Here is a 22,924-nt window from a genome sequence, read left to right as displayed (position 1 = left end):
GAGCTCAAAACAATGTATATGTACCCAACAGGGATTCCTGTGTACCCACACCCTATCCACCCTGACAACCATCTGTTGTTCCATTCATGGTCTCGAACGGGCATTAGCAGTACTGCTGTGCAATTTATGAATGTGATGCGCATGCTCTGGGAGCAGCATGTAGCATGGACAAGAATGACGATTATTAGTATTGCAGAAGGATTAGCTGATGAAGAACAAACGACCAAACGACTTCTGCGTAATGTTCCAGATATGGCAGCTGTCTTTCGTCTTTTCTATGGAAATCAAGTAGCTGCCCGATTTGAGACCTTGTTCCTAGAACATCTTGTGTTAGCTGCACAGCTTGTACACGCAGCAAAAGCAGGAGACAATGCACAAGTAGCCGAGCTGAACAAAAAATGGTATGCCAATGCCGATCAACTTGCCAAATTTTTTAGCAGCATTAATCCATACTGGCCAGAAAACGAAATGAAAAAAATGCTGTATGAACATCTAGATATGACAAAGGCAGAGGCTATCTATCGATTGCACAAAGACTACGCTTCTGATATCGCTGCTTATGACCGCATTGAACAGCAAGCTCTAGCAATGGCAGATATGTTTGCACATGGTTTTATGAAGCAATTCCCGTACGCCTTTAGCGCATAAAAAAATCCCCTAAGGCTGTCCGTGTTTGCTGTTCCTCAGTAGGATCGCATTCACTTATCACCTTATGGGGATTTCTCGAAGTACCTATCTCTTCACCATATATTTACGCAATCCAAATTGAGAAATTACCTGCTGTTGGATTTGGCTAGTGCCTTCAATAATTTCAAGCACCTTCGCTTCGCGAAAAAGCCTCTCCGCAGGGTATTCATCCCGAACTCCATTCCCACCGTGAACTTGAACGGTATCGTTTGTCACTTCAACTGCTACTTTCGACGCAAAATATTTGGCTATCGCCGTTTCATGTATCGAATCTCCAGTTCCATCTTTACGCATTTGAGCTGCGGAAAGGCAGAGTGCTCGTGCTGCATGGACTTTCGTTACAGCATCGCCAATAATGCCCTTTATAAGCTGAAAATGATGCAACTTCTCACCAAACTGTGACCTTGTTCGCGAATATGCAACCATGGCTTCGAGCGCTTCCGTCGCGATCGCCACCCCCGCCCACGCAATACTGTAGCGTCCATGATCTAGAGCAGTAGACACAATATAAGTAAACCCGGATCCTTCACTGCCAAGTACATTTTCAGCCGGTATCTCTACATCGTGGAGCCTAATCTCTGCAATATGAACACCACGGTTGCCAAGCATACCTGCCATAGGAATTGTACTTACTCCTTCTCTTTCACGCTCGACAATGAATGTGGTTACACGTCCACTTTCATCAGCAGCGACAACAACAAAGAAATCAGCAATAGCTGCAAACGATATCCATTTTTTAATTCCATTCAATATATATTTGCCGCCCTCCTTGCGGTACGTCGTCTGCACATGCTTTGCATCTGACCCCACATTGGGCTCGGACAAGGCGAACGCTCCAATCCGATCACCACTTGCCATCTGGTTAAGCCAGGTTTTCTTTTGTGCAACCGTTCCAAATCGCAGCATGGTTTCACCCAACAGCGAAGTTTGTACCGTAAGGAGCGCTCTCGTATTACTGCATGCTTTTCCAATCTGCTCGGTCAGTAATCCATACGCCATAGGATTTAGTCCCAATCCGCCATACTCTTTCGGCCAGCTTGCAGCCAGGTAGCCTTGCCGGGCCATTTTATTTATTAAACTGCGAGGAAACACTCCTGAACTATCAATCTCTGCTGCTAGTGGCCTTACTTCTCGGTTAGCAAAACCGATTGCATCCTCTATGATCTGCGCCGTAAAATCACTTACTTGAACGCCCATATTCTACACCACCCGTGAATGCTTATCGATTAAATGAACGATGCTGTTTACTGTGCTGAAGTTGGCAATATCCATATCCTCATTTCCAATCGTGATTTCGAATTCTTGCTCCAAATAAGTAAGCAATTGCATGGCAAACAGCGAATTGACAAAGCCCATCTGAAAAATATGATCATCATCCGCAAACACTACTTCTTCTTCAAATACGATTAGATTGCTTTCGATAAATTGACGTACTTTTTGTTTAATTTCCATCATTTACGCCTGCCTCCCTGCAACCGCTACTTTTACCTCTAAATAAGGTGGAAACGGCTGAATTTGATCTAATTCATTTTCAAACAAAATTTGTCCTTGTTCATCGTTAGAAATTTCCTTAAAGTTAGCAAACCGATAAGTAACGTACATCATTTTATTACGATCGGTCTGCTTAAAATCAGCTTGTAGTCGTTTTCCTTTGTTTTTTGCCTGCTGCATAATATACGTTAAGATGACCGTGCCAACTCCGCGCGACATCACTCTGCAAGACATCAGTAACAATTTTAAATGCCAATGAGTTGGCTTTAATTCAAGCAAGGCCAGTCCAATTTTTCCATATGAGCCGTATTTGTCTGTCAATTCACACACAAGCAATAGATGATCAGAAGACTGTCTAAAGCGATCTAATTGTTCATAGCTGTATGTGTATCCCGTCGCGTTCAATTGATTCGTGCGGATTGTCAGTTCCTCCGCCCGCTTCAAGTCTTCTTCACGCGCTTCGCTAATGACAAATTTCATGTCTAGGGAACGAAGAAATGATTCTTTAGGCCCCTTATACGAATCCTCTTCTTTTTTGCGTTTAATGTCTTCCAAATACATAGTACGGCGGCGCAGCGAATCTTCAGTAATAAACCTTGGATTTAACCGTGGATTATCGAGCAAACTCATATACTCTGCTGCATCCAGACAGGTCACATCCGGATGTTCACTCTTGACTTCATCTCGCTCAAATATTTGATCATCGATAAATAAAATGGTATCCCGCCCTATGTTTAGATTTGTGCTGATGCAGGAAATAGAAAGTGATTTAGCGCTCCAGTTGATTTCTGGATATAAAAAGTAATGGTCGATCCCGAGTTCACGCAACTTATCCATAGCTGTCTCAGCATCATTTTTACTTGCAATCGAATGTAGAATTCCACGCGCGTCCAGTTCCGCAATAATCTCACGAATGCCTGCCTTTAATTCAACTTCATCCGATTCCAGCAGTACCCCGTTCCAGATGGTATGGTCCAAATCCCATACAACACACTTAATTTCCTTCCTTTTATCTTCATTCTTCTCCATGTCACCTCTCCTTTTAGCCTCTGTTATAGTGAAGGTTTGCCGGCATGCGCATTGTTTCGTTTATGATGGCGGTTACGTCTGTCGCATGCTCCATAATAAAAAAGTGACCTCCTGTAAACCTGTAGCTTTTAAAGCGCTGACTCACATATGCAGACCATTCAGCTATATGACATGTTTCTGTCATGACATCGTCTTCAGCGTATAGAACAGACATATCACAATTTATTGGAGAACCAACCTGAGGCTGATACCTATTCATCACTTGCAAATCTTTCCTTATTACAGGTAAAAATAACTGCATTAGCTCTTCACATTGAAGAGCCTCCTCAGGCAATCCACCCAACTCTTTTATTTCTTTTATTAGCTGCTTATCTGACGATGCAGGATGCAATTTGTCTGTATTCATATGAGGAGGATATGTTCCGGAAACAAACAAATGAACAGGCTCCCTACCTGTATGATGCTTAATCGATAGTGCTAGTTCGTAGGCAACATGCGCACCCATACTATGACCAAACAATGCAAATTCAGACTCATCTAATTCACCTTGCACACTTGACCATAAATCTTCTATAACATCCTCCATACAATCAAGTGGTTGATCCATGATTCTACGACCCCGTCCGGCCATTTCAAGCGGATGCAATTCAATATAAGAATTCAGCATACGCTTCCACGGTGTATAAATCATCGCCGAGCCTCCAGCGTAGGGAAGACAAAATAATTTGTATTTCATCTCACTCAACTCCTTGACTATCTATATCGGGTAGTGAAATATCGGTACCATTAGTACCATCTATTAACTGAAAAGTACATCTAACTCATCCTGGCTCACATGGACCGTATCAAAATCGGATGGAGTAAAATCATTCTCTTTCTGCTCGACACAAAATCGAATCATTTCTGATAGCTGTTCCATATATACCTTCGTAAATCTCTCGATCTCCGATGGTTGGAAATGAGCAGAATCATAGGTGATGCGGAGATGAAGCTGCTTCCCTATTACGATCGCTACGATATCCATTAAGCAAGTTAGCTCGTTACTCGGGCATACATCAACCCCTGTATCTTCTGTGGAAATCTCGATAATCGAGTTAGGAAGGCTATTATCCATCTCGCCCATATAATTAAACCTTATGAGGTCATGAGTACATCCGATAAGCTGGCGAGATAGATAGGTCAAGATGCCGTAATCTATCCCTTTACGAGGAATGGCACGCAGTTGTTCTTTTACACTTTTAATAATGCGAGCTATCTCGTCCTCACATATCTGTAAATTCACAGGGTACATCGAAGTAAACCAACCGATTGTTCTAGATACATCCATTTCCGGATCAATATCTTCCCGTCCATGGCCTTCCAACTCAATGCTGACGGATCGTTGACCTGTTATATCCCGTACAGCCATTGCAAGCGCTGCTAGTAGCAAATCATTTGTCTGTGTATGAAAGGCATCATTTGCAGCACCAAGAAGCTTTTGTGTATCTTCGATCATCAACTCTCTCGCAATCAATTCTATTTTCGGCTGTTGTTCCCTTTCCACTGCCTGATCAACAGGCAGGGTAGCTTCTGTCTCATCTAAGACAGACTGCCAATAAGAAAGCTGTTCAGGTGCATGCTCAGAGCTGTATATGGTCATTGCTTGCGCCCATTTTTGCAAAGAATGTGTTTTAAGTGGCAGCGTTACGGATTGTTCTTTCCATACGGACTGTAAGAGCAAAGCTAAATCTTCTAATAAAATGCGCCAAGATACACCATCGACGATGAAATGATGTGCGGTGAGCAACAGCCGCTGCCCTTGTTCGCCCATGTCGAATAACGTAGCTTTAATGAGCAGCCCACGATCCATACGAATACTCTCTTTTACTTCTTGAGCCCTTTGCTTTAGCGTACGAGCCCGCTCTTCCAGCATCAGACCAGAAAGATCACAATCGTTGACCGTTATTTCTGCTCGCTCTATGGAACGATAAGTGAGCAACGCTGATTCTGCATCATAATAGAGCCTCAACGTATCATGATGTGTAATTAGTTGATACAACGCTTCCTCTACTTGTTCATTAGTCAGTTTGTAACTCAAGCGAAGTAGCACGGATTGAACAAAGAAATGCGAATTCTTCCAGTTCCTATTGGTAAACCACGAGAATATTGGCACAGGCTGTACGACACCTTCACATTTTCCTTGATCTGCCCTGCTCGTTTTATTAATTTCAACCAAGGTAGCTAGTTCATGAATAACAGGATAACTTAAAATATCTTGTACTTTTACTTTATAACCGTGGGCGTTTACTTTGGATGCAATCTGGATCGCCTTAATGGAATCCCCACCCATCCGATAGAAGTTTTGATAAATATCTACCTTTTCGATTTGCAGCACATCCGCAAATATGTCCGACAACAACTCTTCAACTACTGTCATTTGTCTATCATGAAGAGGTGTATTCCCAGATTCAACGGCTGGCAGGAGCTTACGATCTATTTTTCCATTTGGCGTTAACGGCAATTGATCAAGTTGAACAAAATAAGAGGGCAGCATATAAGAGGGCAGCACATTTGCTAGCTTCATCCTTATCGTTAACGAAGTTATCTCAACCTTGGCGACGTAATAGGCGACCAAATACGGATGACCATCCTCATCTAAGCGATCAATGACAATGACTTCATCCATTTCCTCAATAGCAAGCAATTGGTTCTCGATTTCTCCGATTTCAATTCGGTAGCCTTTTATTTTCACTTGATGATCCACCCTACCAAGGTAGACGATATGACCATCATCCTGACGCATGGCTAAGTCTCCCGTCCGATACATTCGCTGTCCTGGCATGAACGGATTGTCCAGAAAGCGTGCTTTCGTCAGATCAGGGCGCTGTAAATAACCCCGCGCTACACCATCCCCAGAAATATAAATTTCACCAACTGAGCCCGTTGGAACAGGCTCCAAATATCGATCCAGCAAATAGATATACATATTGTCGATTGGTTGCCCGATAGGGACAGACGTCCCCCTATCTATGCAGGGATCATACTGACAGATCATACATCCCACAACGGTCTCCGTTGGTCCGTACTCATTATAGATTTCAATAGCTTGAGGGAAGCGCTCAACGATGTCAGCAGCCAGTATCGATTTCAAATCATCACCGCCAACGATAAACCGCTGTAACTTACTCCCGCTGGTGTCAATGTCTTTCATTAAGGTCAAATGCGCTGGAGTTAATTTAAGCACAGTCACTTTGTTTTCTCGGATAATACGCTCCAAAATAAATTCACTGCCGTTATCATCGTAGATCTCGATGCGATTGCCGCTAAGAAGTGGGGTAAAAATAGAAGTAACCGTCAAATCAAAGGCAATCGAGGAATAAAGGGCAAACACGTCATCGCTATCTCTGATATACGTTTTATTTGCCCACCATACATAGTTCGTAAGCCCACGGTGCTCGATCATCGTACCTTTCGGATTTCCTGTCGAGCCTGACGTATAAATAATATAAACCAGGTCATCCGCCTTACTTCTTGCACGTAAGTTATGTGTCACTTCTGTACAGTTATGCTCAGCATCGACTAGTATTGTTGTCCCTTGATAGGATAGACTTCTCCACTGCTCTCCTTCTGTCAGAAGCATCAAAGCGCCACTATTTTTAAAAATATAATCTATTCTTTCATGCGGATACTCTGGATCAATTGGCAAGTATACTCCGCCTGCCTTGATGATCGCCCAAATGGAAACTACCATCTCTATGGAATGCTTCATCATTACGACAACAATATCCTGAGGCTTCAATCTCCGCTTTAATAAATGGCGCGCCAGTTGATTGGCACGAGCGTTCAGTTGGGCGTAAGATAGGGTGCGCTCCTTGTCCGATAAAGCAATACGGTCTGGCATCCTTTCTACCTGCTCTTCAAATAATTGCACAATCGTTTGCTCCCGGGGATAAGGTTGCGCTGTTTGATTCCATTCATAAAGAAGGGACATTCTCTCCTCTGACCTAAACAATTGTAAATCACAAATTTTCGTCTCCGCTTGACTAACAAGTTGTTCTGTAATATAGAGAAGCCGTGTATAAATATCTTCAATCTTCGTATCGCTATAATCACCAATCTTGTAATCAAAATGAAGTTCTAACCCACCATCCTCTGACCATTCTGTCACAATAAGCTGCAAGGGATACAACTGGTTTCCGTTGTGCACTTCTACCTGCCGCATCCCCCATCCAGGTCCAAATTGCCGATCAAACTTGGTGTTATAATAATTGACACTTACTTGAAATAACTGATCGATCCCCCTTTTATGAAGCTCAAGATCCTGCACAAGCAAGTTATAAGGATATTTTTGATGGAAATAACATTGGATTAACTCATGATTCACATAGTGGATAAAAGAGGACAACGATAACTCCTCCTCAATCGTAGCAACAAGCGGCATCGTACTCGTAAACATACCAAACATATTTTTCTCTTTAACACCTGTCCTATTCAGTACAGGTGTACCAATAATAATCAGATCTTGCTGTTTGGATTTATGAAGGTATAATAGCATCGCAGCTATGAACAACGTATTTAAAGAAATAGATTGTTCTTTTGCAAAACGTTGCAACGAAGTTGATACCTCCGTATCTAGGTAAAAGCTTCGCCTCTGACCGGTTGTACGACTTGCCGTCATATGCAGATCAACATCTTTCACATCTGAAAATTTCTGCTTCCAGAACTGCTGGTTTTTCAAAAAACGAGCTGAATTTATATATTTGCGTTCTTGCTCCATATAATCAATATAGCTTGGACGCTGGTAATCCACCTCTTTGCCATTCGAAAGATTCTTATAAATTTCGTTAATTTGTGAGGTCATTAATTGAAATGACCAACCGTCTGAAATAATATGATGAACTTTAGTTAAGTAAGCGCTCTCCATCTCACTTATTTTAACCAATGCGAAATCAAAGAGGAGTTCCCCATCTATTGGGAGGGGCTTGGAAAACTCTTCACGAACCCACGTATCTACATCTATCTCACATGCCTCATTTGTAAAATCAATGTAAGGTAATGTTCTCGGACAGTATTCTGCAATATATTGTTCGATGCGTCCATTACTTTCAGTCATCCGCATTCGGATAGCATCATTCTGCATAATAAATTGATGGATGCTTTGTTCTAACCTTACAAAGTCGACTGGACCATATATTTTAATAAGCCCGCCGATGTTATGAATACTGCTCCCTGGAACCATATTCTCGACATACCAAATTCGTCTTTGTGAATGGGTTAACGGATACAAATCACACCTGTTCAGAGAGAATACCTCCTATCCAGATTGGAATATGACCATCTTGACGATTGTAAAACGCAAGGTTACCATGATATAGAATTAACCCTTATATTCGAAATTTTTCCTCAGAATTGCTCTTCGCCTATATCCAGATTCACACCTCTATCATACTTACAATAGGAGAGATATTTCATGCCATGGTATGCCCTATATGTTGAGACCGGAAAAGAAGATGCTGTAAGTAAAAACTTAAATAAGCTTCTGAAAGAATATCCGCTACAATGTTTTATTCCTAAAAAAATTGTACCTGAATATAGAGATGGAACGATCCACGATTCCGTTTGCGTCTTGTTTCCAGGCTACATATTTATACGAACAGAGATGAATGCCGATTTGTATTACAATTTAAAACAAGTTCCGGACTTGTACTACCTCGTTAATTGCGGCGAACATAAAAAGGACAAAAGTTGCGGCTATTACTCCATTATTTCTGAAGAAGAAATGAACTGGATTTATAAATTTACAGGAAAGCAAGGCATTGTTGATTATTCGAATATTAATATCATTAACAAAAAAGTCGAAGTGGTATCTGGTCCACTCAAAGGCAAAGAAGGACTTATCAAAAAAGTGGACAAAAGAAAACGAAGAGCCAAAATTGAAGTTTCATTCCTTAATAAAACAAGTCTTATCGACGTAGGCATACATATTTTATCAATCAGATGAGCCTACCCGAGTAATTTTTCCCCTCTATCCAATTTGAGCTGTACGAACTGAACTAGCGAGGCTACGTTGCTAAACGACTCATTTTCCATATAAAGTTCTTCATTTTCGATTTCAATTCCAAATTCCTCTTCAACACCAACCATAATTTTTATAAATGAAACCGAGTGAATACCTAGTTCATCAAAACTGCTGTCCATCCGAATTCTGCTTAGTACTTCTTCATTTTCCGTTTTTGTAGCAATCACCTTTGCAAGTCGTTGCATCATTTGTTCAGCCATTGTGTCCTCCTCATAATCAATTATTATTTTTTGTAGGTGAAGAAACCTCTACCCGATTTCTTACCTAACAGGTTCGCATCTACCATTTTGCGTAGCAAAGGGCAGCATCTATATTTGGGGTCTTGGTAGCTCTGATACAGTACGTCCAAGGAATGGACTACCGTATCCAATCCAATTAAATCGGCTGTTTCCAAAGGCCCCATCTTATGCCCGTAACACTTCTTAAATATGGCATCCACTTGAGCAGCATCTGCTACTTGATCTTGCACAACAAACGCAGCCTCGTTCATAAATAAATGTGAAATCCGATTGCTCACAAAGCCAGGATAATCATTGACAATTATCGTTTCTTTATTCAACTTCTTTAAAACACTTACCGTTTGTTCGATGCACGTATCTGAGGTATGATGCCCTTTTATTACTTCGACCGTACTTTTCAAATAAGATGGATTCATAAAATGAACACCGATGACATTTTCAGGCCTACTAGTTACTCCTCCCAGCTTCGTAATCGACAAGCACGATGTATTCGCAGCATAGTACATTTCACCTGCAAAAATATGATCCATTTGCTTGTAAACTTGCTCTTTCGTCTCCCAATGCTCAGGAACATTTTCAATCATATAACTACAGTCGGAAACATCTCGTATATCCGTTGTGAAACGAACTTTTTCCATTACTTCTGCTACATTTACCTTTGGCAAGTCTTTATTAATAACGACAGCAAATCGAAGCACCTTTTCTATTTCGGCTCTTGCATCTGCAAGAGCCTTTTCTGATATATCTACAAGAACGCATGGCAGTTCGTGAAATAACAAATCGGCTGTTATACATGTACCCATCGTACCTGCTCCTATTACACCAATTTTTAGCGCAGTTCCCATTAGCTTAACCACTCCGTTTCTGTTATCCTGTCCTATTTGCTGAAACATCACCGTCACTATCAACCATATCGGTTTCAGACACATCTCGGTTGACCAAATTAGCTTCCACTTGACCTAGATTCATTTTGATAACCTTATCTGCGAGATGGAAATAACGATCATCATGGGTAATTGCAATAACACACTTGCCCTGATGTTTCAATTCAGGGAGTAACTCATCATAGAAAAATTGGCGGAACTGTGGATCTTGATCGGCTGCCCATTCATCAAACAAATAGAAGGGCTTGTCCTCTAAATAACTTAGAAGCAAGGCTAGTCGCTTTCTTTGACCGGTGGATAGTTCCAAACTGCTGAATTCTCCATCTGTTATCGCTACTTTTTCTTTCATTTGAAGCAAATGCAAATAGGAATCTATCTGCTCTGCCTTTCCTTCCGTTTCTATCCCATATAGTCGTTTGAATAAATAGAAATCGCTAAATATATGTGCGAAGTATTCACCAATCTCGGAATGATCCAGCTCCTGCTCGTCTATAAATATCGCTCCTCGATCTGCTTTGTAGAGCCCTGTAAATAATTTTGCAAGTGATGTTTTCCCGCTACCATTTCCGCCTGTAATGAACGTAATCTCTCCACTACAGAACTCAATATTAATCGGTCCAACCGTAAAGCTTCTCTCCTCTTGCTTATAGTCGTACTCGACATTTCGTAATGATAGTCTGCGAGGAGCAGGTAGCATAACATGTGAGTTTCCTACAGAATTGATTTTCAACTCACTTGTTTTCTTAATGAGCTGATTCAGTCGGTTCCAGCTAATACGGATTTGTACTAGTTCAGGTATGACATCCAATAAAGCATTGATTGGACCTGTCATATACAAAAATACGAACACAAAGGTGGTTAATGTAGATACTGGCAAGTCAGTAAATATGACTGGAAACAAAAAAGCAACGGCGCCAATAACAAGCACAAACAATAGCTCACCGACAACAAACGCATTGGCGAACTTCATCGAAGCCTTCATATTTTTTGCGCGAAAATCCAGATTGCTGTTATCCATATCAGCTGCAAAATCCTTTTTCCGACGCTTGCTTAAACTCAATTCTTTGAAACCTTGTACCAAATCATTAATGAAACTAAAAAAGTGGTTCTGAATGTCCCGACTCTGCTCCCATAACTTATCAGCCGAACGTCCCATGATGAAATATAAACCAGCAGCTAAAGCCAATATGAGTACTGATATAAGTAGGCCGTAAAAATTAACAACTCCTAAGTAGCCAAAGCAAAACAAAAGTGTCACTAGATTTGTCAATGCGCTTATCGTTACATCGGGCGCTTGGCTGACTAATTCTGTATCCCCTTTGAGCGCTGCGTAGATTTCACCACGATCAATCTTTTCAAATTTGTAAAATGGAGTATGCAGTAAATTATCAATGAGTCCAGATCGCTTCTCATACACTAACGTATGGGTCATCTCTATCATCTTGTTGCGTATCAGCTTTTGTCCTGCTACATAGAAGATGATTCCCAGTGCGTAATACAGCAGCAAGCCCACATCAAAACGTTCCACTCGTTTCAATGCTTCAACAACAGAAAAAATAATGATCGCATTGCCGAAGCCACTGACAAAGCTCAAAATAAGTAAAGGAAATAACGGTTTCTCCTTTTTCTTAGGGAAAATCATAATGCCGAGCATGTATAAGGAAAAGAAGATGGAAGTCGCCATGACCGTATATACCGCAGGTAGCAAACTATTAGGTCCCCATACCTGTAAGAACGTCCACGATAGATCCCAAAATAGCACTTCTGGAATACGATACAAGCAATAACCAATATAAGAAACAAATGCAGCTGTAAACACAAGATGAACCATATGCTTAGCCTTAAAACTGGACCAGGTTCTTCTGCCTCTAGCAAAATCGATTGAGACAAGCACCGTTAATATAATAAACACTACCATGAGTAGCGAAGCCACTGCGAGGATAACCGTACTTAACTTATCTAAATCTCGAAACATATCTTCCGTAGGTGGTGATGGCTTTTTCCCTTGTATAATATCTGCTATTCCGCTAGTTATTGCAGCCGTATAATCCGTGTTCAAGTTAGCCATGACTGCGATGCCCACCTGTTCACGTAACAACAACACAAGATGAGAGGAAAAGTTAGGATTGCTACCCGCATGAGAAAGAATTCCATCACCTGATGGAATTACATTCCATCCCGCAGCATAAGATGAGCCGTCTCCAGCAGGCAGTACCGAACGATCCGGCTGGTGAGATTGTGCAATTAGTTGCTTCATGGTCTCTTGTTCCGCTCCACCAAGCTGAAGCTGAAGCCATTTCCCCATGTCCTCCGCGTTGGTCATCACATAACCTGCTGGCGTATTCCCACGATACATAGGTGCATCGTAAGCTTCTGCTTGCAGGAATCCATATTTGTAACCAGTAGCTAAATCATGTTTGGCGGCCTCTTCTCGAATAAGTTCGGTTTGATGTAGGCCGTTCGGTTGCAAAATATGATCATGCACATAATTCTCAAATGTATCACCCGATACTTGTTCAATGACAAGCCCTAACACATCATAGTTAATCGTCGCATATAAATATTCCTCGCCAGGATAGAACTCAAGCTCAGTACCTGACACCTGCTTAACCGTACGCTGCAAAGCTTCCTCATCATTTCCAGTCGGTATATCTTTTATCGTGTTGAAAGGAATTCCACTCGTATGGTGCAGCAGCTGCTCTAGCGTAATTTCAACGTTACCGTCGATTTTTTGCCCTTTATGCTCACCTTTAAAATGGACTTGAAACCATGGCAAATAAGTAGAGACTGGATCTTGCAAGCGGATATTCCCCTGCTCTTGCAGATGGAGCAATGCCAGACCCGTATATGCTTTACTAGTCGAACCAAGCTCAAAAAGGGTTTTGCTAGTAACTAGACGCTGACTTTCCACATCAGCATATCCAAATCCTTTTTGATAAATAACTTGTTCTCGATCCGCCATGATAACGGCTAAGCCTGGAATATCGCCAGATTTCATCTGCTCTTCAATCCATTGCTCGATCTCTGAGAAGGGAATCGCTGATGAAGATGATCCATTTGCTTGAACACTATTGTATGGAAATAGCAAGTGGATGAAGAGCATGATAACGAACAGTCGCTTCAATAGAATCTCTACTTTTACATGAATATTCAATTGGGTCCCCTCCAATCTGTCGGAAGCTGTTTCAATAATGTGAGTGCCTGTTCATCGACTAGAGCTATTTCTCGAATAATAGCTTCGATCGAATCAGACGTTTTTTTGCCACTATACAGCGATTTGAGGTAAAAATTGCGAATAATCAAGGCCTTCCTCACATACTCGTTCAGCCGATCAAGCACAGGACCTTCATAGCCAATCCACTGTAGAAACTGTTGCGTGAGATATCGAGAGCCTGCTAGAAAAGACCACGTATCACCGAGAAAATGACATGCCTCTTCGTGACTACCATACCGTTCATTCCAATCTGCTTGAATGTCGAGAAATTTTTCATAAGCAGAGAAATCATTGTTCAGTTGTAAAATATCAGCCGAAAAAGCCTGCCATAAAGGCAGGCGCTCAATGTGTAGAGAATGGTTCTTCTCGTATTTTAGTAACTCAGCATAATAATAGTCCTTTGACATACCTTCGATAGAGGCGACGATACAATCCGCCCTCACCCATCCTTTATACTCTGGAAACATATCATGAATATGCAATTGGCACTCGTCCCCAACCATTCTTACGCCATCGACATATAAGGAATGAAGTACATCGGTTGCCGGTGCCCCTTCTGGGACTACATAATCCAGTTTGTCTCGGTATACCCATATCACTGCCGATTGAGATAGCTGTATCTCTTGTAGAACTGGCAGCAAATGATTGGGGGCACTGAAATCAATACTGTCGATTTGGAGAGGAACCCATGAGAAATCGCCTTGCAATCCCTTACTTTCATAGGACCATATCTGCTTTTCAGCATCGATAACATGCTCCGCAATATCCCCGATGTATTCATAAACGTTAAAACATAAGCTCGATGTTGGAAACTGATGCTTGCGCAATTCCATCAAATAGTTTAACTTTCGACAATCAAAGTACCAAGACTCGAATTGAAATTGCCTATCCATTGTTATACCCCCATCTACTTGAAGGCACAAGACACATATTCGTGCTCAAGCCGTTCAATGGATTTCAGCATCGTCACTGCTTTTGCTAACGAATGGTGAGTATAACTAGCTGAGAAATGAGCTCTAGCAATGATGACTCGAACTGCCTCCCACCCATCAACAATTTCAGAAATAACCCTTGTTCCTACCCACTCCTCGCCAAACAAGGTACGAAGCGTATATTTCTCAACTCGCTTTCCATTAATAACATCGTTTAAATTGTCTATGAGCTGGGCTGCTTTATCACGCAGTAACTCCAGATTGGATACCATTGCTTCAAAATCAACAATAAACTGGGCTAAATTCTGTAGTGAATCTTTGTCCGCACTACGACAAAGCTCACTCTCCCGAATTAGTGTAAGGTAGCGGGTAGAGCGGTTTCTATATATTTCATTTTTTTCTTCCATATCAGACTCTTTTTCCTTAGATGAAAAGAATTCATAGTAAGATGGTATGTCGGTATACATATGGGCTAGGTGCTGCAAATATCCGTTATAAGCGGCAACCACTTCTTCAAAAGCGACCGTCCGTTTCTCATAAACCGAATGCTCACTATGAAGTTGTTCGATGATGTATGCGATTTGCTTCGTTTCATCATATCCATAAATAAGCCAAGTATGTGGAAAATGCTCATGTTGATATTTGTCTGCTCGTATGGACGCGTAATAGCAATCGATCCAAATAATAACCGGGCGTCCATTCGATATAGCCTTCTGCATATCTGCAATAATGTGCTGACTAATCATTTTCGTATCCATACTAACCCATTTTTCGGCTAAGGTATCATCTAGTGACTGAAGCGACACGTACTCCACACGAAATCTATTTTGTAACCTATCATATTCATAGACGCAACGTTCATCTGTAATTAGATCAACAGCATCACACTCGAAGTACTTTAACATGGAAAAGGCTGAACTGTAGAAGCAGTTTTTATAGAAAATATCGTTAAATGGTTCGATGTTAGGCAGTAAATACGTATTCTTATTCTCATCCACTTGTCTAGCACAATCTAGCTCATAAACCAAGCTGTTCCCAGTTACAGCAGCAGCTTGCTCGCTTTGTCCTTGTTCGCTCAGTTCCAAGCGATCAGCTAATTTACGAATGGTATTGCACTCCGTTAAATAAATGCCTTTACTAAACAATCCTTGCTTTTCAAGCTCTACCTCTAATTTAATGATAAGCAGTGAATTACCGCCAAGCTGGTAGAAGTCATCATGAACACCAATGTTTTTCACGGAAAGCACGGTTCGCCATACCGATGCAATTCTCTCTTCCAGTTCATTGGCTGGAGTGCTATATACGTCAGCTTCATCTGAGCGTGAAGCTGGGTCTGGCAATGCATTGCGATCTACTTTTCCATTAGGGGTAAGCGGCAATTGATCCATAGATACAAATTGCGATGGAATCATATAGGTGGGCAGCAAGCCCTCCAAATGTGCTGTCAATTGAGCAGATTTGCAATCCGTTTGTGCAACATAATAGCAGACTAAGCTTGCTGATCCTTGGTATTGACGGACGACTACAACCGTCTCACTAATCTCTTGCTTTCGTAATAGTGCCTGCTCTATCTCGCCTGTCTCAATTCGATAGCCTCTTACTTTGACCATATTGTCATTTCTACCATAAAACTCAATGTTGCCATCAGCCAAATATCGGCCGATATCGCCTGTTCGATATAGAACCATGCCCATAGCTTCCTCAAACACAAACTTACTGGCTGTTTCTGCTGCGTTATTGTAGTAACCAGGTGTTACATTCGTACCGCTGACATAAATATGCCCTGGAATGCCGACGCCGCATAGTTGCCCTGCATCATCCATGATCCATATTTGATTGTTAGCAATTGGGGTACCAATCGAGATAGCTTTCAATCCACTTGTTGCGGCAGGTACTTGAAAGCTAGTTACCCAGATCGTTGCTTCCGTTGGCCCGTACATATTATAAAGTTGTGCACCTAAAAATTTTGTACGGATTTGCTCGGCAAGAGTGGTACTCCAAGCTTCTCCACCCAGCATAATAAGACGAACATGTCTCAGATCAAAACGTTTTTCATCTTCATAGTGATCCAGCATCAACAAGGCTTGTGTAATTAGCGTCGGTACAGAATGCCATACATGAATCTGATGCTCGCAAATATACGCTAACAGCCGCTTCGGATCATGAAGGGTCCGTATATCTAAAATGTGAAGGGTAGCCGTGCTCAATAGCGCTCCAAACATTTCAAATACAGATATGTCAAAGCACATTGATGTAACCAACATCATATTGTCATCAGCGCTTAATCCGAAATGGCTGATGCTCCACTGCACATAATTGCTTACATTTGCATGTGTAACCATGACCCCTTTGGGAACACCAGTCGAACCCGATGTATACATGACATACATGAGACTCTCCACGTCATGATTAAGATCGAGATTAACCGACAAATGATGCTGAATGTCATCAATCGTATAAAGCTTTAGCTCATGTCTCATTTCTTTCCATTGACCTGAGCTATCACCATCTTCTAACGAAATCACAACCTCAAGGTCAGATTCCTTATGCAGCAGCTCGTTTGCTTCCTTAACTCCCTCGACAATAAGCTTTCGTGCTCCGCAATGGTTTAGAATATATTGCTTGCGCTGCAGCGGATAATCTGGGTCGAGGGGCACATAGCAAGCTCCTGCCTTTAAGATTCCTAGTATGCCAATGATCATATTTGGGTTTCGAACCGCACATAATCCAACACGTTCATTACTTTGAATACCTATCTGCTGCAGCAATCGAGCTAATTGATTGGCTCTTTCATTGAGTTCTTTATAGGTAATCGTTTGTTCGCCATGTACAATGGCAATTTCATTAGGTGTTTGCTGCACACGCTTCTCAAATAAGGAATGAATCGTTCCCTTAGTGAAGTCCACTGCTGTATCGTTCCAAGCGTGAATTTGAGCTCGTTCTTTCTCTGTGACTAGACAGATATCAACCACTTTCCGATGAATGCCGTCGATCATTTGATTCACAAGCAGTTCAAATCGTTCAGCCATATGCTGAATCGTTGTAGGTTTGAACAGTTGCGTACTGTATTCAAAAGTACATAACAATCCCTGTTCTTCCGTTTCCGTTACATCCAGCTTGAGATCAAATTGTGTCGTAGTGTGGTTATATTCATATGGTCCGACATCAAGACCGTTCATCTCCATTTTAGAGACAGACATATTTTGCAGCACAAACATGACATCAAAAAGTGGGTTGCGACTTGCATCTCGAGGTAAATTCAGTTGTGCGACTAGCTCCTCATATGGATAATCTTGATGTTCATAAGCATTCAATGTATTTATTTTTACTTGCTGCAGGAAATCACCAATGGTTTGCTCTGCACTCCACTTATTACGCATGCACAATATATTGATAAATACGCCAACCATTCGCTCTACATCAGGATGTTGCCTACCCGCAATCGGGGACCCTATGACAATATCCTCTTGGGCAGCATATTTAGAGAGTAAAATATGAAAGGCAGTCAATAAAACCATATAGAGTGTCAAACCTTGATTTCTTGCCAACTCATGTAAGCGTCCAGTAGTAGCAGGATCAAGCGCAAAATCGATGATATTTCCCTCATAGCTTTGCTGCTTCGGGCGCACATAATCCAATGGAAGATTCAAGTTCGCTAGCTCCTGATCAAATACATTCAGCCAGTAACTCTCTTGACTTCGATACTTCTCTGTCTTCATGATTTGATTTTGCCATACCGCAAAATCTTTATATTGTATCGGCAAACTTGCAAGCGTCTCACCATTATACAAACGAATAAACTCTTCAATTAATAACTCCTGAGATATACCGTCTGAAATAATATGATGTTGGTCAAATAGAAGAATATGCTTGTCTACAGCAATTTCAACCAATCCTGCTCGAAAGAGTGGTGCTTTCGCTAAATCAAAACGTTTTACAAATTCACCAATCCGTGCACCCACCTGTTCTTCGCTTGCACGGTAATGTACCAGTTCAAACGGAACATTCTCGGCTATTCGTTGAACAAGCTCATTGTTATGAAACACAAAAGAAGTTCGCAGCGCTTCATGCCTTACTAGCAGTTGATGGAAACAACGCTCCACAGCAGTTCGATCCAACAAACCTTTAATGATAAAGGCTGCTGAGATGTTATAGCTTAGGCCTACGTTATCAATCCGATTAAGCAAATAAATACGCTTCTGTGCAGAGGAAACCTCATAAAATGGAAGAGCAGCTATCGATTGAATGGGAATAAATTCTAGCTGATGAAGCGAGTTCTCCTTATTAACATGCTGCTCAATAAAGTTGCTCAGCGCTTTTATAGTTGGATACTCGAAAATTTGATTCATCGTAATCTTATATCCGTATTCCTTTTGAATTTTTCCGGAAATCGACATCATTTTCAGTGAATGTCCACCTAAATCGAAGAAGCTGTCATTCACCCCTACTTGCTCAATTCCAAGGACTTCACTCCAAATGACGGCCAGTTTACGTTCGATATCTGTACTCGGTTCTTTGTAGCTCGTCATTCCGCCAACTGTTTCGCCATCTGGCTCAAGCAAAGCCTTACGGTCTACCTTTCCATTCGGAGTTAACGGCAGCCGCTCCAACAGAACCACGTATTCTGGTACCATGTAGTCTGGCAATCGCTCAGTTAGTTGCTTTTTCAATACCGAAATATCCGTTGTCGTACCTGTTACATACGCGCACAAGAAGCTTTCTTCACCAGCCCTACTGCTGACCGTTACGACACTCTCCTTCACACCAGGTAGCTCTGCCAGCCGATTTTCCACTTCTCCCAGCTCGATTCGGTGGCCTCTAATTTTGACCTGATGATCCTTGCGACCCAAGAAATCGATGCTTCCATCTTCCATCCACCTGCCGATGTCACCTGTTTTGTACAGACGCATTCCTGGCTCTGTTGAAAATGGATCTTCTCCGAAAGCTTCTTTCGTCTTCTCCGGTTGGTTTACATATCCTCGGCCTACGCCGATACCCGAAACCCAAATTTCTCCCTTAATCCCAATTGGGCTTAACTGCCCACCTTGATCCACGATATAAATGGTCATATTTTGAATGGGATACCCAACAGGAATTGAAGCAAGTAATGGATCTCGGTCCATCATATAATGGGTAATATCATCCGACGCTTCTGTCGGACCATATGCATTCGCCAACTGGATTCCTGGATACTTTGTAAACCATCGATCTACCAGCGCAGGTTTTAACGCCTCTCCTGTCACCACTAATAATTTCAGATTAGCCAAGCTGTTACGTTCCGGCTCTAATTGATCCAGCAGCACGCTCAAATAGGAGGGCACGACCTCCAGTATCGTAATGCCATCCTGTTCAATTTGATGGATAAAAGTATCCGCATCAAGCGTCACTTCATTCGGATAGATGACGACACTACCACCTAGCACTAAGCCTAAAAACATCTGCCATACTGAAATGTCAAAGCAATGGGATGCATTTTGAGCAATGATGCTGGTATCACTGACTGCAAAATCGTTTTGTTTCGCATAAAGATGGTTGATCATACCCCGATGTTCCACCATTGCGCCTTTCGGGCGGCCCGTTGAACCTGATGTATAAATGACATAGCTTAAATCGTCTGGCTTGTTAATCGAAGGCGGATTGTGCTTCGGCATCGCTGTCATCGTTGATACATCCGTCACAGTTCCCCATGCAGCTGCTTCGACTAACAGCGCTCCGCTGTGATTCTTTGAAGTATTGGACGTATATGGCTCTATTCCCTCGTGTGTATCATTACGTGTATCCACTTCTCCTGTACCTACTGCCAACTGGTGTACTTCTTTCCATGTATATCGACCCTTGCTGTCTCCAAGCAATTGATCCGAATTCACAACCTCTTCTCGACGATTCTGCTTCTTGTCGATCTTCAACAACACGTCATAGCGGAATCTCGTCAACTCGTTGTCGATCATTCCTCGCTTGCGACTGCTTTCCCAGCTTATAATTTCTGGATAGGATCGCTGCAGTTCTGCAAAGAATCGCTCATCTACGAACAAATCCTCATCCCATCCTGTCTTCACCAGTGCAGTAGGATTCGCCTGTTTATAAGCCGCTGTTGAAGCTACCAACTCCTGCTTGCGACCAGCATCCAGCAGGTCGTCCAAATAGATGATGCCTTCCTCTTTCAGCAGTCCAATTGCACTCCGGATGACCTCCTCCAAGTACAACGTGTTCGGGAAATAATGAACAACGCTACTGACGACCACTGCATCTACATCAGACACATCTAGGCAACCGATTTCAGCTGCGGCAGCCTGTTTCAGTTCAACATGGTGCAGTGATTCCCGTATTGCTCGTTCCCGGTTGCGCTCGATGATAGTACCAGACAGATCGGTAGCAACGTAAGACTTCACGCTCGGTGCAAGCTGGAATAGCACGATACCATGACCGCAGCCGATCTCAAACACCTTCGACTCTTTGGTCAAATATGGCGTTAGCTTCGCTTGAAAGTTGTCGATATATTCTTGCATTTCTTCTAGACGAAATGCGTTACCACCAAAGCTGCTGCTCCAACCATAGTCGTTGATCGCCTCACCGGACTGCCCAGCTACTACTTCCCAAATATCCTGCACCTGCGACTGTTTCACGCTGCCGAGAGAGTCATATTCATCTAACAACACATAGCCATGCAGCGTTTCTTGTTCCCAAAATAGACGGTCCACCTGATCCACATGCTGACTCGTTGTTACAAAGAAGCCTACTTTGCCTTCTTGGATCCATTGCGCCGCTTCCTTCATGTTTCTAACAACCGCATAATCTACCCCTAGACGCTGCAGCGCTGACAACGCTGTGATACGATCCATTGGATCCTCTGCCAATACACCTACAGGATAGCGCTTTGGCTCGCTTCCCAAGCGATGCTCGAAGAAGCGAGCCAGTTGTTCGGAGCGTCTGTAACACATCGCATGACTCAACTGACTTTCACCAACATCAAGTTGAGCAGCATCAAGTTGAGCAGCATCAAGTTGAGCAGCATCAACCTGCACGTCATCTTGCATCTTCAGGTCAAGGTCAAACGGCTTTCTTTGCTCCAGTAGCCATGCAAGACGCTCTGCACGGAAGGCTGATGCTCCGAATTCTGGTTGAGCCAACTTGTCCAAATACACCAAATGCTCTACAGATGTACCGCGGACAATACTCTGGCACAGTTCCGCTGGATCTGGATAAGCAGTAGCCATTGTCAGAACGACACTTGCTCTCGAATCCGCTAGCACCGTGTGAATCCGCTCCATTGGATAATTCACATCGATCGGTACATAAGCGCCTCCAGCCTTAAAGATGGCTAATGTGCCAACCAACATCTCAATCGAACGTTCGAACAGTACCGCTACCAATCTGTCCCGACCGATCCCTTTCTCTTTGAGCAGCCATGCCAGTTGATTTGCTTGCTCATTCAATTCCGTATACGTCAGACTTATTCCCACACACGTGGCAGCTATAGCATCTGGCGCCTTCGTAACCTGTTCCTCAAACAATTGGCTCATCGTCGTGTCTGGACAAAAGCCTTTCTTACCGTTAAACGTAAATAGAATCTGAGCACGTTCCTCCTCTGGGAGCATCGTAAGTTCACCGATACTTGCTCCCACTTGCAGCAAGGCCTGCTCCATAAAGGTATAATAATGAGCTAGCAAACGCTCTAAACCTGCTTGAGCATACACACTTGCATCATACTCCACCGTTCCACGAATTCGATCCTCTTCTCGTACAAAGCGGAATAACAGCTTGCAGTCCGCATCGCCCAAATAATGCCGCGGATGAATGTTCTCCAGCATAACGACCGTCCGATACATGGATAGTCCTGACTCTCCATCTTCGAAATGGAGCTGCTCAAACAGCGCCTCGACCGGATAGTTTTGATGCTCTATCGCTGCTGCCAACGTCTGTTTTACTTGCATGAGCAGTTCCTTGAAGCTTGTCCCTCTATCCACCTGGGCTCGCAGAGGAAGCATCGTATTAATAAAATTGCCAGTCTCCTGCACCTGCTTATAAATAGGAGCGCCAATAATCATGTCGCTGCTCCCAGTATATTTGTGCAGTAGGGCAGCAATTCCAGATAGCAAAATAACATGAACAGCATAATCCGATTGATTTCCCCGTTTAATCAATTGAGCGGCGATTGCTTCTGGCAACATAAAAGGAAAAGCTTCCATCACCTTTTCTGTCCCCGTAACTTGAGCAAGGCTATTATGATTAGGGAATCCTTCCAACCCAATCTCACCATCCAACTGCTGCTGCCAGTATTCTTTCTCCCGTGCATGCTGATGGGCAATAATCATTTGATTCATCGAAAGTTGCTTCGGTTTCATGGACAGCCTCCTGTATCAAGAAACTAACGTATTCATTTTCAAACATCA

The 22,924-nt window shown here is 42.5% G+C and carries 12 protein-coding genes; 2 read left to right on the top strand and 10 right to left on the bottom strand.

The window, feature by feature from the left end; translation table 11 throughout:
- Positions 1–12: 12 nt before the first annotated feature.
- The gene (locus tag IFO66_RS01345) at positions 13–648 is read left to right on the top strand and encodes a hypothetical protein (protein WP_225445410.1); all 636 of its coding nucleotides are present in this window, start codon (positions 13–15) and stop codon (positions 646–648) included.
- Positions 649–732: 84 nt separating this feature from the next.
- Here IFO66_RS01345 and IFO66_RS01340 read toward each other — a convergent pair whose 3' ends face one another.
- From IFO66_RS01340 to IFO66_RS01320, 5 genes are all read right to left on the bottom strand, one after another.
- Positions 733–1,884 carry an acyl-CoA dehydrogenase family protein gene (locus IFO66_RS01340; RefSeq protein ID WP_192023411.1) on the bottom strand — a complete coding sequence of 384 codons (1,152 nt, stop codon included), beginning with the start codon at positions 1,882–1,884 and terminating at the stop codon, positions 733–735.
- Between the two features lie 3 nt (positions 1,885–1,887).
- Positions 1,888–2,139, bottom strand: a complete 252-nt coding sequence (locus tag IFO66_RS01335; protein ID WP_192023698.1) for an acyl carrier protein — start codon at positions 2,137–2,139, stop codon at positions 1,888–1,890.
- Between the two features lie 3 nt (positions 2,140–2,142).
- On the bottom strand, positions 2,143–3,207 hold the full coding sequence (locus IFO66_RS01330) for an HAD-IIIC family phosphatase (RefSeq protein WP_192023410.1): 1,065 nt from the start codon (positions 3,205–3,207) through the stop codon (positions 2,143–2,145).
- A 13-nt stretch (positions 3,208–3,220) separates the two neighbouring features.
- On the bottom strand, positions 3,221–3,943 hold the full coding sequence (locus IFO66_RS01325; RefSeq protein ID WP_192023409.1) for a thioesterase II family protein: 723 nt from the start codon (positions 3,941–3,943) through the stop codon (positions 3,221–3,223).
- 63 nt (positions 3,944–4,006) lie between these two features.
- Complete coding sequence (locus IFO66_RS01320) at positions 4,007–8,473, bottom strand: non-ribosomal peptide synthetase (protein WP_225445409.1); 4,467 nt, start codon at positions 8,471–8,473, stop codon at positions 4,007–4,009.
- A gap of 183 nt (positions 8,474–8,656) precedes the next feature.
- Between IFO66_RS01320 and loaP the strand changes: the two genes are divergently transcribed.
- Entirely contained in the window at positions 8,657–9,187 is a 531-nt protein-coding gene (gene loaP, locus IFO66_RS01315) for an antiterminator LoaP (RefSeq protein ID WP_192023408.1), read from the top strand.
- Positions 9,188–9,189: 2 nt separating this feature from the next.
- On the opposite strand, the gene IFO66_RS01310 is transcribed toward loaP, so the two are convergent.
- From IFO66_RS01310 to IFO66_RS01290, 5 genes are read right to left on the bottom strand one after another with little or no spacing between them, the layout of a single operon-like run.
- Positions 9,190–9,465 (bottom strand): acyl carrier protein, encoded by a 276-nt coding sequence (locus tag IFO66_RS01310; protein ID WP_192023407.1) that lies wholly within the window; start codon positions 9,463–9,465, stop codon positions 9,190–9,192.
- Between the two features lie 23 nt (positions 9,466–9,488).
- Positions 9,489–10,349 (bottom strand): 3-hydroxyacyl-CoA dehydrogenase family protein, encoded by an 861-nt coding sequence (locus IFO66_RS01305; protein WP_192023406.1) that lies wholly within the window; start codon positions 10,347–10,349, stop codon positions 9,489–9,491.
- A 22-nt stretch (positions 10,350–10,371) separates the two neighbouring features.
- Positions 10,372–13,542: a cyclic peptide export ABC transporter gene (locus IFO66_RS01300; RefSeq protein ID WP_192023405.1), complete on the bottom strand. Its 3,171-nt coding sequence runs from the start codon at positions 13,540–13,542 to the stop codon at positions 10,372–10,374.
- Positions 13,539–14,495, bottom strand: a complete 957-nt coding sequence (locus IFO66_RS01295) for a hypothetical protein (RefSeq protein WP_192023404.1) — start codon at positions 14,493–14,495, stop codon at positions 13,539–13,541. The genes IFO66_RS01300 and IFO66_RS01295 overlap by 4 nt, the downstream gene beginning before the upstream one ends.
- A gap of 14 nt (positions 14,496–14,509) precedes the next feature.
- Entirely contained in the window at positions 14,510–22,876 is an 8,367-nt protein-coding gene (locus IFO66_RS01290; RefSeq protein ID WP_192023403.1) for a non-ribosomal peptide synthetase, read from the bottom strand.
- Positions 22,877–22,924: the final 48 nt, after the last annotated feature.

Source organism: Paenibacillus arenosi, from assembly GCF_014841135.1.
GTDB classification, from domain to species: domain Bacteria; phylum Bacillota; class Bacilli; order Paenibacillales; family Paenibacillaceae; genus Paenibacillus_B; species Paenibacillus_B arenosi.
Note: the sequence above shows the minus strand (reverse complement) of the source record. Positions and strands in the feature narration are given on the sequence as shown.

Bases quoted from the DNA above. Each gene is read 5' to 3' on its own strand.
- IFO66_RS01345 (WP_225445410.1), top strand. From the start codon at position 13: ATGTATATGTACCCAACAGGGATTCCTGTGTACCCACACCCTATCCAC.
- IFO66_RS01340 (WP_192023411.1), bottom strand. From the start codon at position 1,884: ATGGGCGTTCAAGTAAGTGATTTTACGGCGCAGATCATAGAGGATGCA.
- IFO66_RS01335 (WP_192023698.1), bottom strand. From the start codon at position 2,139: ATGGAAATTAAACAAAAAGTACGTCAATTTATCGAAAGCAATCTAATC.
- IFO66_RS01330 (WP_192023410.1), bottom strand. From the start codon at position 3,207: ATGGAGAAGAATGAAGATAAAAGGAAGGAAATTAAGTGTGTTGTATGG.
- IFO66_RS01325 (WP_192023409.1), bottom strand. From the start codon at position 3,943: ATGAAATACAAATTATTTTGTCTTCCCTACGCTGGAGGCTCGGCGATG.
- loaP (WP_192023408.1), top strand. From the start codon at position 8,657: ATGCCATGGTATGCCCTATATGTTGAGACCGGAAAAGAAGATGCTGTA.
- IFO66_RS01310 (WP_192023407.1), bottom strand. From the start codon at position 9,465: ATGGCTGAACAAATGATGCAACGACTTGCAAAGGTGATTGCTACAAAA.
- IFO66_RS01305 (WP_192023406.1), bottom strand. From the start codon at position 10,349: ATGGGAACTGCGCTAAAAATTGGTGTAATAGGAGCAGGTACGATGGGT.
- IFO66_RS01295 (WP_192023404.1), bottom strand. From the start codon at position 14,495: ATGGATAGGCAATTTCAATTCGAGTCTTGGTACTTTGATTGTCGAAAG.
- IFO66_RS01290 (WP_192023403.1), bottom strand. From the start codon at position 22,876: ATGAAACCGAAGCAACTTTCGATGAATCAAATGATTATTGCCCATCAG.